The 15182-nt window shown below is 62.2% G+C and carries 17 protein-coding genes; 4 read left to right on the top strand and 13 right to left on the bottom strand.

What is annotated here, in order from left to right; translation table 11 throughout:
• Nucleotide 1: 1 nt before the first annotated feature.
• Both P6281_RS09100 and P6281_RS09095 read right to left on the bottom strand, forming a co-directional pair.
• Complete coding sequence (locus tag P6281_RS09100) at nucleotides 2-862, bottom strand: ABC transporter permease (RefSeq protein ID WP_324738814.1); 861 nt, start codon at nucleotides 860-862, stop codon at nucleotides 2-4.
• A complete protein-coding gene (locus tag P6281_RS09095) occupies nucleotides 859-1629 on the bottom strand; it encodes an MlaE family ABC transporter permease (protein ID WP_009953951.1) in 771 nt (256 codons plus the stop codon). The genes P6281_RS09100 and P6281_RS09095 overlap by 4 nt, the downstream gene beginning before the upstream one ends.
• A 1557-nt stretch (nucleotides 1630-3186) precedes the next feature.
• Here P6281_RS09095 and P6281_RS09090 point away from each other — a divergent pair.
• Nucleotides 3187-3795, top strand: coding sequence for a TetR/AcrR family transcriptional regulator (locus P6281_RS09090; protein ID WP_324738813.1), 609 nt, complete (start codon nucleotides 3187-3189; stop codon nucleotides 3793-3795).
• 4 nt (nucleotides 3796-3799) lie between these two features.
• On the opposite strand, the gene P6281_RS09085 is transcribed toward P6281_RS09090, so the two are convergent.
• From P6281_RS09085 to P6281_RS09040, 10 genes are all read right to left on the bottom strand, one after another.
• Nucleotides 3800-4594: a fumarylacetoacetate hydrolase family protein gene (locus P6281_RS09085; protein WP_324738812.1), complete on the bottom strand. Its 795-nt coding sequence runs from the start codon at nucleotides 4592-4594 to the stop codon at nucleotides 3800-3802.
• A 44-nt stretch (nucleotides 4595-4638) separates the two neighbouring features.
• Nucleotides 4639-5214 (bottom strand): YceI family protein, encoded by a 576-nt coding sequence (locus P6281_RS09080; protein WP_244324385.1) that lies wholly within the window; start codon nucleotides 5212-5214, stop codon nucleotides 4639-4641.
• Between the two features lie 100 nt (nucleotides 5215-5314).
• Nucleotides 5315-5911 carry an aromatic-ring-hydroxylating dioxygenase subunit beta gene (locus P6281_RS09075; RefSeq protein WP_244324384.1) on the bottom strand — a complete coding sequence of 199 codons (597 nt, stop codon included), beginning with the start codon at nucleotides 5909-5911 and terminating at the stop codon, nucleotides 5315-5317.
• Nucleotides 5908-7314 carry an aromatic ring-hydroxylating oxygenase subunit alpha gene (locus P6281_RS09070; RefSeq protein ID WP_324738811.1) on the bottom strand — a complete coding sequence of 469 codons (1407 nt, stop codon included), beginning with the start codon at nucleotides 7312-7314 and terminating at the stop codon, nucleotides 5908-5910. The genes P6281_RS09075 and P6281_RS09070 overlap by 4 nt, the downstream gene beginning before the upstream one ends.
• Nucleotides 7315-7329: 15 nt before the next feature.
• The gene (locus P6281_RS09065; protein ID WP_324738810.1) at nucleotides 7330-8151 is read right to left on the bottom strand and encodes an SDR family NAD(P)-dependent oxidoreductase; all 822 of its coding nucleotides are present in this window, start codon (nucleotides 8149-8151) and stop codon (nucleotides 7330-7332) included.
• Nucleotides 8151-8729, bottom strand: a complete 579-nt coding sequence (locus P6281_RS09060) for a VOC family protein (protein WP_324738809.1) — start codon at nucleotides 8727-8729, stop codon at nucleotides 8151-8153. The genes P6281_RS09065 and P6281_RS09060 overlap by 1 nt, the downstream gene beginning before the upstream one ends.
• A 38-nt stretch (nucleotides 8730-8767) precedes the next feature.
• Entirely contained in the window at nucleotides 8768-9154 is a 387-nt protein-coding gene (locus P6281_RS09055) for a nuclear transport factor 2 family protein (RefSeq protein ID WP_324738942.1), read from the bottom strand.
• Nucleotides 9155-9201: 47 nt separating this feature from the next.
• Entirely contained in the window at nucleotides 9202-9648 is a 447-nt protein-coding gene (locus P6281_RS09050; protein WP_324738808.1) for a nuclear transport factor 2 family protein, read from the bottom strand.
• 19 nt (nucleotides 9649-9667) lie between these two features.
• Nucleotides 9668-10849 carry an acyl-CoA dehydrogenase family protein gene (locus P6281_RS09045; protein WP_324738807.1) on the bottom strand — a complete coding sequence of 394 codons (1182 nt, stop codon included), beginning with the start codon at nucleotides 10847-10849 and terminating at the stop codon, nucleotides 9668-9670.
• A gap of 337 nt (nucleotides 10850-11186) precedes the next feature.
• Nucleotides 11187-11423: a hypothetical protein gene (locus P6281_RS09040; protein WP_324738806.1), complete on the bottom strand. Its 237-nt coding sequence runs from the start codon at nucleotides 11421-11423 to the stop codon at nucleotides 11187-11189.
• A gap of 238 nt (nucleotides 11424-11661) precedes the next feature.
• Here P6281_RS09040 and P6281_RS09035 point away from each other — a divergent pair, with 238 nt between their 5' ends.
• A complete protein-coding gene (locus P6281_RS09035) occupies nucleotides 11662-11886 on the top strand; it encodes a ferredoxin (protein WP_009953936.1) in 225 nt (74 codons plus the stop codon).
• Between the two features lie 29 nt (nucleotides 11887-11915).
• Here the strand turns inward: P6281_RS09035 and P6281_RS09030 are convergent, their stop codons facing one another.
• Nucleotides 11916-12494 (bottom strand): TetR/AcrR family transcriptional regulator, encoded by a 579-nt coding sequence (locus P6281_RS09030; protein WP_324738805.1) that lies wholly within the window; start codon nucleotides 12492-12494, stop codon nucleotides 11916-11918.
• A 298-nt stretch (nucleotides 12495-12792) separates the two neighbouring features.
• On the opposite strand from P6281_RS09030, the gene P6281_RS09025 reads away from it, so the two are divergent.
• Nucleotides 12793-13974, top strand: coding sequence for a cupin domain-containing protein (locus P6281_RS09025; RefSeq protein ID WP_324738804.1), 1182 nt, complete (start codon nucleotides 12793-12795; stop codon nucleotides 13972-13974).
• A complete protein-coding gene (locus tag P6281_RS09020) occupies nucleotides 13971-14942 on the top strand; it encodes a dihydrodipicolinate synthase family protein (protein ID WP_324738803.1) in 972 nt (323 codons plus the stop codon). Before P6281_RS09025 ends, P6281_RS09020 begins: the two co-directional genes overlap by 4 nt.
• Nucleotides 14943-15182: the final 240 nt, after the last annotated feature.

Below are 15182 nucleotides of genomic sequence, written 5' to 3'. Positions count from 1 at the left end.
GCTATCCACCCGAGAAGTGGAAATTGCCGGTCTTGCCGTAAATGGCAAGCGAGGAGAATAGAATTACTAATACTGCGGAGACCATTGAGCTACGCACCGCTCTACCCACGGCTTCACCCACCCCGGCGGGCCCACCGGAAGCGGTATAGCCGTAGTAGGTATGCACCAGCATCACCACGAGGCCCATCAGGACTGCCTGCAGAAGCGACCAGATGATGTCGGTGGGCTGCAGAAATGTCGAAAAATAGTGGTCGTAGACGCCCGTCGGTTGCCCGTACACGGAGGTTGTGGCGAACCGGGCAGCATAGAAGGACATCCAGAGCCCTATGCAATACAACGGGATCACTACTACCACGCCGGCAATTACCCGGGTGGAAACCAAATAAGCAATCGAGCGGATGCCCATCACCTCGAGGGCGTCGATTTCCTCGTTAATCCGCATTGCACCCAGTTGCGCGGTGGTGCCGGCCCCGATGGTGGCGGACAGGCCGATTACCGCGGTCAGCGGCGTGACGATACGGCCGTTAACGTAGGCGGAAACGAAACCAGTCAACGCCTCCACACCAATACCGCTCAATGAGCTGTAGCCCTGAATCGTGACGAGGGAGCCCCCCGATAGTGTCAGAAAGCCAACGATTCCCACGGTGCCGCCAATGACCGCCAGCGCGCCGGCGCCTAAGCCCATCTCGGCGATCATGCGCAAAGTCTCGTGCTTATAGGAGGACAAGGCGTCCCGGATCGCGCCCAGAGTTCTCGCGTAAAAACGCGCTTGCGCGCCGACCCGCCGCCAGCCCGCAACCCAGCCATCCAGTGTGTAGCTCAATCGCGGAAATAGCTGGCTGGCAATCGTGCGGCTACTCATGATGTCGCCTTCACGCCCACCGCGGTCACGACGACGTCGATGAAGAATAACGACATAAAGGAAAAGACCACCGTTTCGTTCACCGCATTACCGACGGCGGCCGCCCCCCTGCCCACCGAGATGCCCTTGTAGCACGCGATGAGACTGGCGGTCAGACCGAACAGCCCAGCCTTGACTAGCGCGATGACCAACTCCCGCGCGCCGGTGAGCAACGTCAATCCTGCGGCGAAGGACCCGGGCGTAACGTGCTGGACAAAGACGGAGAACTCGAACCCACCAACGAGGCCGGTTACGATTACCACGCCGGATAACAGCAACGAGACGAAGGTGGCCGCGAGCACGCGGGGCACTACCAACGATCCGATCGGGTTAATGCCGAGCACGCGCAGCGCGTCGAGTTCCTCACGAATAGTGCGTGCACCCAGGTCAGCGCACATCGCTGTTGCGCCGGCACCGGCAACCACCAGCACAGTGACAAGCGGGCCAATCTGCGTGACCGTGGCCAGTGCCGCGCCGCTGCCAGAAAAGTCTCCAGCACCGAACTCGATCAACAGAATATTTATTGTGAATACCGTGAGCACGGTGAAAGGAATTGACAACATCATCGTCGGCGCTATTGATACTCTGGCAACGAACCAGCTTTGCAAAAGGAATTCGCGCCCAGCAAACGGGCGCCGCGGTATCTGCAACAATGTGTCAAGCGCCAGGGCAAAAAAGTCTCCCACGGAGCGAACCGGTTTGGCGAAGGTATTCGGCGAGATCAACACCGGCCTCCGTTCACATCACACGCCATGGTGATACCTGTACCGACGGGCGGCCATAGCGGATCTCGTCCGTCCCCTCGCATTTCAATGACATCCACAAGGTTCAACTTGCCGTACTTGTCGTAGGCAGCCGGTGCTTGAAGATGACCGCAGGCCCCCAAGGTGACTGTTCGGCAGCCGACTCATCCCCACCCGCAAACCGCCTACCAACCTGATTCCCACCGCCACGCTCAGAACATGGCGGTCTACCAAAGCCGAGAAGCTGAAATGTTTGGGGCCGACGGCACCGTCTTCATGCCGCCGATCGGCAGCCTCTGCAGTGAGCTTGGGACCACGAGAACCCTCCCCGATTCGTAGAGTCTGGTAGCAGAACTTTATTTTCATAACAAAACTTTGTCAAGCATCCGTCAGGGGGTGGAGTGGCCCTCGATCAGTCTGGCGGTTCTGCGCCAGGACTGGGGTTTTCGAGCAGGCCGTCACCGACCGGTTGTCTGCGTGAGGGGGCGACGGATTGGGGAGACGCTCGGATTTCGCCGACCCGATTCTGGAACTGCCTCCCAATCCGCGCGGTGGGATTGTGCGGTGCTGGACGCCCAGGTAGATGTGCCGCACCGGCCCAATTCCAGTGGCGCGTTGGCGAAATCGCGGTTTCCCCGCACCGTACCGGCAACCCAAGCGGTGCTATCGACGTACGCGGACTACCAGATCGAACGTATGGAGATCCTCGGTGACGCCGACTGCGACATGGTGTTCGTCGCCCTCTACCACGAGAATCGCTGGGTGCGCCGATCACATAATCGTGCACATAGCGGTGCTTTGCGCGGCTGGCCACCGACTGCGGCTTTGCGGTACGGGCGCATATGTCCCGCCATCATACGGCGGCCAGGAACTGGGTGCTCCGCGGTGAATCTCGGTGTGTACAACAGGTTTTGGCCAAGGTGCGTTGGACTCGACCGTAATTGACTGCATGCGCGGGGCCGAGGACAAGCGGCGAGCCATAGAGGCTGTAACTACCGGGGACGCCACCTGGGCGAGCACTGTCCCGGTTCCCCGGTCGTCCGCGAGAGGCCGCGGATTGCGGCCCAGCAGCCGCGCTTGGTGGCCTGCCCCAGCTGGTGGGCTTTGAGCTGCGCTTAGCACTGCAACGCCGCGATGAGGTTCGAACTCCGCTGGATCAGTTGCCGGTTCGGGCTCCTTCTCAGTCACCTCGACGGGGCCCGCGCGGTCCGCCGAGCCGACCCTGAACGGTGTGTGAAACCATTGGCGCGCAAGACAACCTCGCTATCACGCGCTTGTTCCGTCACTACACCGTTATGTGGAACGAGACTGGACCCATTCCACCGGCACCAACGCTTATGCCGGCGACGTCGTGTGGCGGGTGCAGGTGCTGGTCCGCAGTCCAACGGCTAGCGCCGCCGGCCGGCCTTCGGCCTGATCGAGCTGCGCTGGCTGCGCGAGGTGCTCACGGACTGGCCCGTGACACCCGCTTCATAAGACGAGCTGCGATATAATCTTTTAAATGTTGGTCGGCAGCGGCAGCTGCTTCATTCCTGAAAGGCTTTGTCCTTGGCGTCCAGGGCAGGTACCGAGGCCCGTATCTTCGACGGTGCCCTGAAGGCGATTGCTCGGCAAGGCCCCAAGAAGCTAGCAATGAGCGATATCGCGCACGAAGCCGGCGTATCTACTGGGACGCTATACCGGTATTTCAAGAATAAGGACGAACTCCTTCGGTCGTTGGGCGACCATTTCGTAACGCGGCTGCAGGCGGTCCTCGACGCCGCGATCGAGGCGAACCCGCGGCCAGCTGACCGCTTGCTGATCGTCATTGACGTCATGCTGCGATTTTGGTTGGAGAACCCTGCCACAATGCAGATCGGAGAACTTGAACCGGGATTCGTTGTGGACTATATCAAGCGGGTTGCGCCTCAGCTCTCCGGTGTTCTGAGCGATGCGTTGGAGCCTGCACTGGTCGACAGCCCTGCGGTACTCAATGGATCGGCCGAACTGAATGAGATTGCGGACTTAATCGTGCGGATGGCGTTTTCGCACTACTTCATGCCTTCGCGCGACTATCGGAGGTTCCGCGACATTCTCGTCGTGCTCGGTGAGTCAGGTGGACTCAGACCCAGAAAGTCGCGCTTCCGTTCACAGCGACGAGCCGTGGGCTGAGATCTCAACCTAATCTGGCGCCAACGGCGTTGCGCAGTACCCCGACTCCTTCGATTTCCGCCTCAACCACGTCGCCCTCACGAAGGAATCGGCCGTCCTCGAACCCCACCCCGTCGGTCGTGCCAGTAAACACGATATCACCGGCGGTGAGCGGCATCCTTTCGATGATGTACTCAAGGCATTCGTCGATGCTGAAGATCATCTTGCCGGTGCGGTCATGCTGGCGCTGTTCACCATTGACGCGTAACGATATGGCGACATCAATCTGGCCTGACCCGCCGAACTCGTCCCTGGTGGTGATCCACGGCCCCACCGGCGTCGCCCCTCCGAGTGCCTTGATGGAAAACAGGTCCAGCCCACCACTCAGAGGCGTGGCCGCGTCACGGGCACTGACATCGTTGCCGACTGTGTAGCCGAGCACCGCACTGGTCGGCTGCTCGCCGAGGCGACTCATCGACTTCGCCATCACCGCAACAAGTTCGACCTCGAAGTCCAGTTGCTCCGTGATCGAAGGATTCGCCAGGACGTCTCCGTGGCCGATGATCGCCACTTGGGGTTTGAGGAACCCCAAGGTGGTCTTAGGACGCTCGGTGACACCCAGCTTCTCCAGGTGCGACCAGTAGTTCATGCCGACCCCGATGATCGTAGACGTAGGGGTGATTGGTGGTCGCCAGCGAACGTCGGTCATCGCTAACGGAGGACCGACCTCCTCGAAATGCGCCGCACCATCGGCAGCCGCCGAACCCCACTCCTCGATACCACCCCGAATCGGCTGCACGGTACCGGCATCGACGTCCACCAGACCCCAGACGTCGGCGCCCCCTCGATGAATCCTTGCGATTTTCAGCGTCCTATCCCTTCGGTCGCGGCGGCTGACGCCGCCTCGAGCCGTACCTTAACGCCCACACTCGACGAGATCGCGCGATCGAGGAAGCGCGGCCGGGCCTGATATATCAACCCGAAGTCGCGGCGGGTGAACTCACCCGCCGCGGTGATGACCGGCTGGTGCGAACCACCAGAGGTGGAGCGCTGCAGCCGGATCCGCATCGGTACTTCCCGCGTGACACCCAGCAATTCCAGATCTCCATGTAGCAGGAATTCACCGGGAGGTTCGGCGAGATCAAGCCGCTGGGACCGGTAGGTCGCCGTGGGCCGGCTGGATACGTCGAGTAGGTGCGCCGACCGGATCGCCTCGTCCCGGCCCTTGCTTCCGGTGTTGACCGAGCCGAGGTCGATCGTCGCGTCAACCGCCGAATCGAGCGGATCTTCGGCCATGACGATCCGGCCTGACACGCTGAGCGTCCCATGCACGGTGTGCACCCCGAGGTGGCCGACCGAGAAGGTGAGACCGGACCGCGCTGGATCGATTGCCCAGATGCCAGGCAGATAACCGGGCATCTCGTCTGTTGCAGAAGACAATTCACACCTTTGACGTCAGAGTGCCGGCCATGCGGGTAGACACTCAGCCAACATCTCGATAGGTAGTCAGCTTTACTGAGGACCGGATACGGGTAACGGACTACAAATAGACGGCCAGGTTCTGCACCCCCAGCGTGGCCTGCTCGAAATAGACCGTCCGCGCTGCGAGCTTCCACTCGTCACCCGTTCGGATGGTGTCGACCCGGCGGGCCGGCAGGAACTCCAGTGCCGGCTCGTCATAGCGCGACCGGATGAGCACGATGGAGCTGAAGACCTCGTATTCGTCTGCCTTTTCGGTCTCGTATGACCGCACCTTGTGCACGATCCGCTGCGTCCGGGACAGCGGATTCTCCGACCAGGCGCTGTCGGTCTGGGTCAATCGCATCAGCTTCAACATCAGGGTCATGATGTTCTCGTTGAAGTGGTACATCTCCGCCTCGAACACCCCTTTGGTCCGGTGATCGCGGGTGGTCCGCACCGGTGCCCGGTAGATGATGTCGGGCGCGAGCAGCGCCAGCCAGCCGGTCAGGTCGTCCTCGTCGAGCAGGGTCGACTCGTCTTCCAGCCACGCGACGATCTCAAGGTGCCGCGGGTCGGTGACCTTGATCCGCGTGCCCTTAGGCGTCGGGTAGTCGACGGTCCCCATTGTTGCGCGTGCGGCGGGCACCGCCCGTTCTCGAGTTGCTTCCGTGGTCACCACGCTCTCCCTTCCATGAACTCGCTGTAGCGCAGCCAGAAATTCCACTGCGTGTCATCCTTCGGGAACCCGGCGTAGACGTGCGCAGGACCCGGCCAATCACTGGGCTTGTTTTCGCCGGTGATCGCCTGGTAACGCAGCTTCTGCTGGGCTCCAAGCGCACCCTTGGAGGCATAAGTCTGCATGGGCCACGTGTCGGTGTCGTCGGCCTCGACGAAACCGCTGATACCAAAGGTGGCCGCCGTCATCAGGTTCACGGTGTCGCGGAGCTCCTCAGGCGCGTCGCGTTCGACCAAACTCCAATGGAACAGCTCGAAGTGTTCCGGTCCCCTGGGCACCCAGACCCGCCAGCTGAGGAAGGCCGACGGGGTGCCGTCGGGGAATTGGAACGGCATGCAGAGCGCAGCCGTATTCGGCCACAGCTGACCGACCTGCGGGGTGTACCCTGCAAGGATCTTCAGTTGCCCATCGTCGAATCGATCTGGCAGCCCCTTCACCATCTCCGGTGACATTCCCGGCGGGGGAACCAGGTGCAGCCGCTCCAGCGGCGACATGTCCGCAAGATTCTTGCCCTTGAGGGCATTGACGTAGTGCTCGTTGGCCAGATCGAAGCACCGCACGAAATGGCCGTTGTGGCTGGCGCTGACGCCGGCCATTGCGGGCTCCTGTGACTCGCCCTCGGTGGAGAGCAGTTGCAGTTCCTGCATCGAACGGTGCAGCGACAGCGTGTGGAAGATGTCTCCGGCGAACTGCTCGGCAGCGCTCTTCCAGTTCGCCTTGATGATGAACCGCTGCGGGTGGCCGAGCACCGTCATGCCACCGGCCGTGCGGTCAAACATCAGGTCCCAGTACCAGGTCATCGGGCCGAGGTATTCGCGCAGAGTCGGGGCGTTCTCGTCGAAGGTGACGAAGATCATGCCGCAGTAGGTCTCTGCCCGCCCCTTGGTCAGACCTAGCTCAGACTTGGGCCGCAACAGACCGTGCATGTCCTCCCGAGCGATGGGCGCGCCGACGAAGCTGCCGTCGGACTTGTAAACCCAACCGTGGTAGGCACATTGGAATGTCTTGGCGTTGCCGGCCTCGAACCGGCACACCTTGGCGGCCCGGTGTGCGCACACGTTGAGCGCCACCGTGAAGGTGTTATCCGCCGCCCGGCTGACGATTACCTGGTCTTCGCCCACATACCGCAGTACGTAGTCGTCGACATTTGGGACTTCGTCCTCGTGCGCCACCACCGTCCACGCCTTGGCGAACAGGTGTTTCAGCTCCAGCTGGTAAAGCTCGGGGTCGGTCAGAACCCGAAGCGATACCTCCCGGAAGTCTTTATCGATCAGCTCCGACAGCGGGGTCCCGTCTGAAAGAACAGGTCCGGTCGGAGCGTGTTTCACCTCATCTATACTCATTTTTGCTCCTATTCCTTAGTTGTTGCCGCTGGCGGGCGCAGAGTCGAACACCGAGGGATCCGGTGGTTTGGTGTTCACCCGAGGCACGTGCAGGCCGCCGTCGACCGGGATGGTGGCCCCGGTGATGAAGCGGGCTTCCTCGCTGGCCAGGAAAGCCACCACGGGGGCGATGTCGTCTTCTGGATCACCCATGCGTCCCATCGGAATCATCGTTGGAATCGCCGCACCCAGTTCTGGGTTGTCGGCCACCATCTTCTCGAAGGCGGCCGATGCGGCTATCGGAGCGATGGCGTTGACACAGATGTTGTGCCGGGCCCATTGGAACCCGGCGGTCCGTGTCAGCGCCTGCACGCCGCCTTTCGCGGTGTTGTAATCACCGTGCAGCCAGTGGCCGTCGTCGGCGTCGATCGAATAGAAGTTGATGATGCGGCCTCCGCCGCGGTCCTTCAACAGTGGGAACGCGGTCTGCATGCCCCACCAGACACTCCACAGCCCGACTTTCATCGTCTGCTCGAGCATTTCGTCCGTCTTGCACTCCAACGGAACGTCCGGCGTCAGCGCGATGGCGTTGTTCACCAGAATGTCCAAGCCGCCGAAGGACTCCCGGGCGGCAGCGATGGCGCCCTCGATATCGGTCTTCCGGGACACATCGGTCTGCACGAACAACCCTTCGCCACCGAGCTCACCAAGGTCCCCGACCACCTGCTTGCCCGCATCCGAATCGAGTTCGGCGACCACGACTTTGGCGCCTTCGCGGGCAAACCGGCGAGCGATACCGCAGCCGATGCCCTTGCCGGCTCCCGTGACGACGGCGACCTTACCGTCCAACCGGCCCATTATGCGGTGCTCTCGGATGCGGCTTTGGCTTCGACGATCTGACGGACCCGCGCGCGGAAGTCGGGGTCGTGGGTGTGGCTGAAGTTCACGTTTCCAGTCTCGCCGTCGAATTCGTGCAAACCGGTGAGATCGCGGTCGCGATCGGCGAAGTCTGCAGCGTAGCCATTCTCGCGAACCGCCACGATCTCCCACCAGTTACCATCAGGATCGGTGAAGTAAAAGGATGTGTCGCCGTGCATGTGACGGGGCTCGGTGATCTGCTTGATTCCCCACTGGTCTTTGATCTCGAGCAGCTTTTCGTGCGCGGCGTGGACTTCTTCCACGCTGCCGACGTCGAGCCCGTTGTGGGCCAGCATGGTCATCGTGCTCGCCTTGCCGGTCTCCACCACGGCGTAGGCGTGGTTGGTCCCGAGCCGGATCATCATCGACCTGCTGCTCGGCTGAATCACCTCCAGGCCGAGCACTTCCTCATAGAAGCGGCGTGCCCTGGCCAGATCCATGGTCTCGAGGGTGCCGTGACCCAGGCGCTGGAGCTTCAGGACAGGTTCACCGGTGAACTTGTCTGTGATTGCGGGCATCAGGAGCGTCCTTCTCGTGGTTGGGAATATCGGTCCGGTCACACCGGGGTCTGGGGGCTGGGTTGTATTGCTTGCACTGCGGCCGCGATTTGGGCCGAATCCATGTATTCATCGATCCGCCGAATCTGGCCGTGTACCACGGAGATTCGCTGAATGGCGGGGATGGAGGCAGGCTGGCCTCCGGGCAGCGTGAGGTGGACCACGTGGCGTTGAACGCAGGCGTCGTCGACCAAGTCGCGACCTGCAATCTCGTATCGGGGCGCAAGCGCCGCCAGCCCGGCCAATGCCGCAAGCGCCTGCCTGGCGGGCTGTCCGACCTGGTCGTAGTTGTGCCAAATCACCGCGTCGTCCGTGAACAGCGCGTCGAGATTGGCGGTGTCGCCAGTCGTCAGCGCCGCGACGAACCGTTCGACGGTGGCCAACACATCATGCTGGTTCTCAGCCATGGGACTCGCTTCCGTTGTCCTGCCAGTCACGGCCATACCTCGGGAGTGAAGATGGGCCGCGCGATCCGCGACGAGATGCGCCAGCCCTCTGAGGTTTTGGCGTACGTGTCGTGAAACTCGATGACTCGTCCGTTGTCAGTGGCGTAGACCACCGGGCCGCCGTCCTTCGCGAGCGGACCGTGATAAACCATGGCGCATACCACCGCCTCCGCGGAGTCGTCGTCGGCCTTGGTCAAATAGAAGTTGGTCAACAAGTGACGAGTGGTCACCTTCGGCCGATCACGCATCCCCTGGCGCATCTCCTCATGGCCGTGATGGACGATTCCGGCTCGGTCAAACACGGCGTCTGAGGTGAAAAGCCCAATCATTGAATCGAATTCACCATTGTCCATGAAGTAGGCGAAAGCGTTGTTCAGGCGGCAGAGCTCCCAGTGGACTGTCACGGCCTGTGGCGTCAGCGCGTCTGTTGTCATCGTGTCGGTTGTCCCGCCGCTAGGCCAAGGCGGCCGGCGGGACGCCCTCTCCGACGAGCAGCGCCCCGACGATCGTGTAGATCTCCCCACTGGCGGCGGCGTGTTGCGCCGCTGTCCGCACGTCGCGAAGTCGTCGCTGCAACATCGACCTGTTGTACATGGCGTTGCTGCCTGCCAGTCCGAACGCCTCATTGACGATCTCGACACACTCGGTGTGGGCCCGTGCCACCATTGCGCGCTGGCGTGTGGCCTGCAGCGGCGAGATGGGTTCACCTGCCGACGCCGCGTCCCACATCAGCCGGACCTCTTTCTCGGCCAGTGCACGAACCGAAGCCAATCGGATGTCGAGTTGCCCTAGCCGGTACTGGAATACGGGGTCTTCAGCCAGCCGCATCGTGGGGTTGAACGCGGGTCTTTTCGTCTTGGCCAACTGACGAAGGTCGCTCAGAGCGCCCTCGGCGATTCCCACGACCACCGCGACATGGGTCGGGCCGAGCGCCAACCGGATAGGCAGCCGGAACAGCGTCGTGTCGACGGTGGCCGGTCCAAAGAAGTTACCGATATGCTCATCGGGAACGAAGACATCCTTGAGTACAAAGTCATTGCTGCTCGTCCCGCGCAATCCAACAGAATCCCATGTCTGAACGAAATCAGCCTGCTCTGCAGGCACCATCGCGAGCACCATCTCGGGCACACCCGCGTCGGTCATGACCGGCGCGCCCTGCTGCAGCACGATGCAGCTGCCCATCATCCACTGGTGCTCATAACTACCGCTGGCGAGGGGCCACTGACCGTTGACGAGATAGCCACCGTCGGTGCGGATCGCCACGCCTTTGGGCGCGAACGCCCCGCGGGCCATGGTGTCGGGTCCTTCTGGATAAATTTCCCCGTCGAGGACGTTCTGGGGAAAACGGCCGAACACCGGCGCGAAGTCAGCACCGATCATCACGGTCCACCCGGCCGAGGCGTCGGCCTTTGCGACCTCTTCGATGACAGCCATGCCCTCGAGGAGGGTCATCTCTTCGCCGCCGTACTGGCGAGGCACGAACATCCTGAAAGCCCCTGCATCCGTGAGCCTTTGGATTAAATCGGATGGGATCAGCTTGGCCGCCTCGATCTCATTCGCGCGCTGGGCGATCTCGGGGACGAGTGCCCGAACGGCGTCCAGCACGGTGGTGGTGTCGGCCTCGAGGGCTGTCATGTGGGGTCCTCCAATTGACCAATGGTTGGGGCTTCGCCAGCCTGCTTGTTCGAGCGTCGGCCTGCTTGAATGAAAAGTTCTATTTGAACAATACTTGCATTATGTGTTCATCATCACCGTGTGGTCAAGGTCTTGGCTGAAGTTCCTTCGCACGGGAGCCGCCGCGCACCGGTGATCTGATCGGACCATCCGAGTGGGCCCGACGCGATCTTGGTGCTCACGGCCACCTCGAACCGACGAAATTCGCTGCCGCGTAACACCAGTGGGGCCATGCCGGGCTTCATGTGCAGCCGATGAATCTTCAACATGGCGACGGTGTGGGTCGCCGGCCGCGACCTCATGGAACAGCCTCCATTCCACCCCAGGCGCCTCGCACGAACGCGACGCCATCGCCCGTAGGCTCCCGGTCGATGTCGCTGAAGCGGTCGCCCGTGCCCGATACCGAACGCAGGCATCCTCCGGAGAAGGACGCGCTCGGCAGGCAGACTGCCATCCACAGCGGATCCAGCGACAGCGACACGAACGAGGTCACCGCCATGCTGACTGGGTTGCCTTCTGCGCCGACGCCGCACACAGCGGTCACTCCACGGGGAAAGCACCCAGATCCGTACGTAGCGGTCCGGGGCGGATGACACTGAATTCAATTCCGTGGCAGGCTGTTTCGGGTCAGCTGGCCTGCGCTCCTATGGCGATCGCGCACTCGCCACGCGAGAGACAATATGCGATTAAGACACTATCTGTATAGTATGTCTAATGCTGGAAATTGCCTCGGGTAGTTTTCACGTCCCAGCCCACCGGAGGAGCCGATCATCATGGCAGACAGCCAGCTACCCCTTCTGATCACTGTCGACCGGTCGAAGTGCTGCGGCTACACCCTGTGTGCCGCCGAAGGTCCCGACGTCTACTCGATCGATGACGCCGGATACGCCGTGGCACCTGAGAGCGTGCCGACTGAACTCGAGGCGCAGGCTTGCCGAGGTGCGGAGGCGTGCCCTGACAGCGCCATCACGGTGCGCCGCGCCGACGCGGGCGAATGACGTGGCGACGCTTGGGGTCGCCTCAGGTTTCAAACCAGGTACTGGTCGGGAGTCCACCGGGCCAGATATGGCATTGCCAGGATCACGCGCGGCAGGTCGGCCACATCGCGAGTCGGAAAGACGTACGCCGACATTACGATTCGAAGGATGAGTTCACAGAGTTGACCACTGGTCATACCCATGGACCGCACGCCAAGGGTCAAGCTCAGCGCCGGCGCCAGTAGCTCTTCCAGCACGCCGACGAATTCCGGGAAGATCTGCTGCAAGAAGTCCACTCCGAAGCCCGGTTCAAGGGCAATTACCTGCATGATTTCCGGATGCGCCCGGCCGACGTCGATCATTGCCTCTACGACCGCCCGGACACGAACCTCGAGTTCGGGCCGCTCTTCGACGGCGTTGACTACCGCCCCTTCGAACAGCTTCACGACTCGTACGCCGACCGCATACAGTAGGTCCTGCTTCCTACCGAAATAGTGATACAGCGTTCCGCGGGGGATCCCCGCTTCAGCGCTGACGTCGGTCATCGAAAGCTCTTTGGCGCCACCGCGTGCCAACGTCGTAGTGGTCGCATCGAAGATACGCGCAAGCATGTCGCCGTTCGCCGCCATCAGGGTCCTCCTCGTCTTCCCGCTTCGCAGAGTGTATTCCCGCCCTGCAGAGGAAGAGGTGGGATCCACAGCATTAGGCGTTTCTTTTTGAAACGGATCACGATCCCCGGTCAACGGCCTGCCAGAAGCTACCGCCTGCATAAAAGGCGTAGTACGAGAAGTACTGTTTAGACACAAACCATACTAAGTGTCTTGTGGACGGCTGCGGCCGGTGCTAGCGTCAGCGCTGCGTCATCATCACCGGGAGTGGTCCCGCCGACCCGAGGCATCGACACTCGAGCCCGCCGGGACCCTTCGGTTGACCAGCGACGCGGTCGATCGCGACCTGTCTCTAACAGCCACGGTTTCTTCACGAGGACAAGGGATTATGACGACTACACAGGAACCCGCTTCAGATCTGGCACAGTTCGACAGGAAGCTTGACGAACTGCACCTCCGTGGCCAGTGGCAGTACGATGCGCAGCTGGTCCAGCTCACCGACGGTCCCGTCCCGGCGGGTGTGCCGTTCCGGTGGTCATGGGAACTCGCGGATCGCGCCCTGACCGAGATGTGCACGGCGGTGTCCGGCGAAACCGCCCGCAGGAACTTCACTTTCATCAACCCGGCTCCTGACGTCAACGGCACGACGCAGACCTTGGCGATGGGTATGCAGATCACCCTGCCTGGCGAGATCGCCCCGGCGCACCGGCATTCCATCAACGCCTTGCGCTTCGTCGTGGACGGTAGCCCCGACCTGTTCACCGCGGTCGACGGGGAGAAACTTGCGATGGAGGACGGTGACCTGATCATCACGCCGGCCTATTCCTGGCACGATCACCACAATGAAAGCGACAAACGCGGCGTCTGGGTCGACATCCTCGACGTGCCGCTCATGGGTTACCTGCGGCAGATGTTCTTCGAACCGTTCGGTGGGCGCACGCAGCCGTTGCACGAAGACGCTGCTGCCTTCACCAGCAGTCGCGCCTCCCACATACGCCCCGCGTGGGAAGCTCGACAGGGTGAACGGATTCCGTTCCGTTACGCGTGGAGCGAGGTTCGGGCCACCTTGGACACGCATCGCGCCAGTAGCGGAAGCCCGTTCGACGGCGTCATCCTGCACTACGCCCACCCGATCAGCGGGGGCCCGACACTGCCCACTATCGACTGCTTCGCACAGCTGCTCCGTCCGGGTCTGTGCACCGAACGCCACCGCCACACTTCCAGTGCGGTCTACTACGTCGTCGAAGGCGAAGGCACCACAGTTGTCGGTGACGGGGAAATTCAATGGTCTGCCGGCGACTCGTTTGTAGTGCCCAACTGGATGTGGCACGCGCACATGAACCGGTCCTCCGAGGTCGACGCCGTGCTCTTCTCCGCAACCGACGCTCCCATGCTCGAGGCGCTCGGAATGTACCGCGAGGAGCCGCGCCACTCGTTCGGTACTCAGCCGTATCCCGCGGTGCCTGGCGATCTGGCATCCCCGGCGAAGAAGAGGGTATGACCATGACGATCACCCGTGCAGACATCAGAGGGATCGTGGGCATCGTTCCGACGCCTGCGACCAGCGACGCCGATGACTGGCGCTGCCTGAACAGCGTCAATGTCGCTGAGACCGAGAAAATGGTCGAGCAGGTCGTCGAGGCCGGGATCGAGCTCGTGATGTCCACCGGAACCTTCGGCGAGTGCGCATCGCTGACTCATCAAGAATGGCTTCAGTTCTCGTCCTGCGTCGCCGAGACGATCCGGGGTCGGGTGCCCTTCTTCGCCGGCGTGACGACGTTGAACACCCGCGACACCATCGCACGAGGTCGCGAAGCGATCGATGTGGGCGCCGACGGACTGTTCGTCGGTCGTCCGATGTGGCTGCCGCTCGACGACGCCGGCATCGTGCGCTTCTATCGCGATATCACCGAGGCGTTGCCCGGGATACCGGTCGTCATCTATGACAACCCCGCCGCGTTCAAAGGAAAGATTAGCGTCGAGGCGTACCGGCAACTTGCCGATGCGCCCGAGATCGTGGCGACCAAGCACGCAGGCGGACCGACACTGGAGGGCGACATCGAGGCCTTCGGCGACAAGGTTGCCGTGCTGCCCCTCGACAGCGACTGGGTCCGCGTTGCCAAGCGCTTTCCCGCCAGGGCCATGGCTTGCTGGTCGGGGAACGTGGCCTGTGCACCGTCCCCGTTGGCTGCGCTGTCGCGCGCCGTGCTGTCCGAGGACTGGGCACAGGCGGATCGCATTTCCGAGCAGGTGAACTGGGCGTTGGCCCCGCAGTTCGGCGGTGACATGTCGCGCTTCATGGATTACAGCATTCCGGTCGGGCGTGGCCGGTTCCGCGGAGCGGGCTTGATCGACTGCGGGCCCAGCCGGCCGCCTTACACCGATGCTCCGCCCGACATGGTCGCCGGCGGTGAGGAGACCGGCCGCCGGTGGGCAGAACTGGAGCAGAAGCACCGCGGTTTGCGCTGAGGTGACCTAGGACGGTGCCGTTGTAGTGACTGAGTTTCGGTGGGCGGGAGCAGGTTTGGCGCGGGTGGGCCACCAGGATCACATGCAAGGCACTTAGACGGATATCAGCTGGGTCGATTTGATGGAGTGCTGCTGCTGGTCGGCGATCGGTTGTCTGCGGGCAGTATCCGTCTGCCGGCCGAGCACGGTGGGGCCATGACGGCGTGTTTCAGATCGTGCGGCGGGTGCCCGAGATCGGCT

The sequence above is a fragment of the Mycobacterium sp. 5-140-3-2 genome (assembly GCF_035666375.1).
Classification (GTDB): Bacteria; Actinomycetota; Actinomycetes; order Mycobacteriales; family Mycobacteriaceae; genus Mycobacterium; species Mycobacterium intracellulare.
This window is presented reverse-complemented; position numbering and strand designations above follow the sequence as displayed.

Bases quoted from the DNA above. Each gene is read 5' to 3' on its own strand.
- P6281_RS09100 (WP_324738814.1), bottom strand. From the start codon at position 862: ATGAGTAGCCGCACGATTGCCAGCCAGCTATTTCCGCGATTGAGCTAC.
- P6281_RS09070 (WP_324738811.1), bottom strand. From the start codon at position 7,314: ATGAGTATAGATGAGGTGAAACACGCTCCGACCGGACCTGTTCTTTCA.
- P6281_RS09065 (WP_324738810.1), bottom strand. From the start codon at position 8,151: ATGGGCCGGTTGGACGGTAAGGTCGCCGTCGTCACGGGAGCCGGCAAG.
- P6281_RS09060 (WP_324738809.1), bottom strand. From the start codon at position 8,729: ATGCCCGCAATCACAGACAAGTTCACCGGTGAACCTGTCCTGAAGCTC.
- P6281_RS09050 (WP_324738808.1), bottom strand. From the start codon at position 9,648: ATGACAACAGACGCGCTGACGCCACAGGCCGTGACAGTCCACTGGGAG.
- P6281_RS09045 (WP_324738807.1), bottom strand. From the start codon at position 10,849: ATGACAGCCCTCGAGGCCGACACCACCACCGTGCTGGACGCCGTTCGG.
- P6281_RS09035 (WP_009953936.1), top strand. From the start codon at position 11,662: ATGGCAGACAGCCAGCTACCCCTTCTGATCACTGTCGACCGGTCGAAG.
- P6281_RS09030 (WP_324738805.1), bottom strand. From the start codon at position 12,494: ATGGCGGCGAACGGCGACATGCTTGCGCGTATCTTCGATGCGACCACT.
- P6281_RS09020 (WP_324738803.1), top strand. From the start codon at position 13,971: ATGACCATGACGATCACCCGTGCAGACATCAGAGGGATCGTGGGCATC.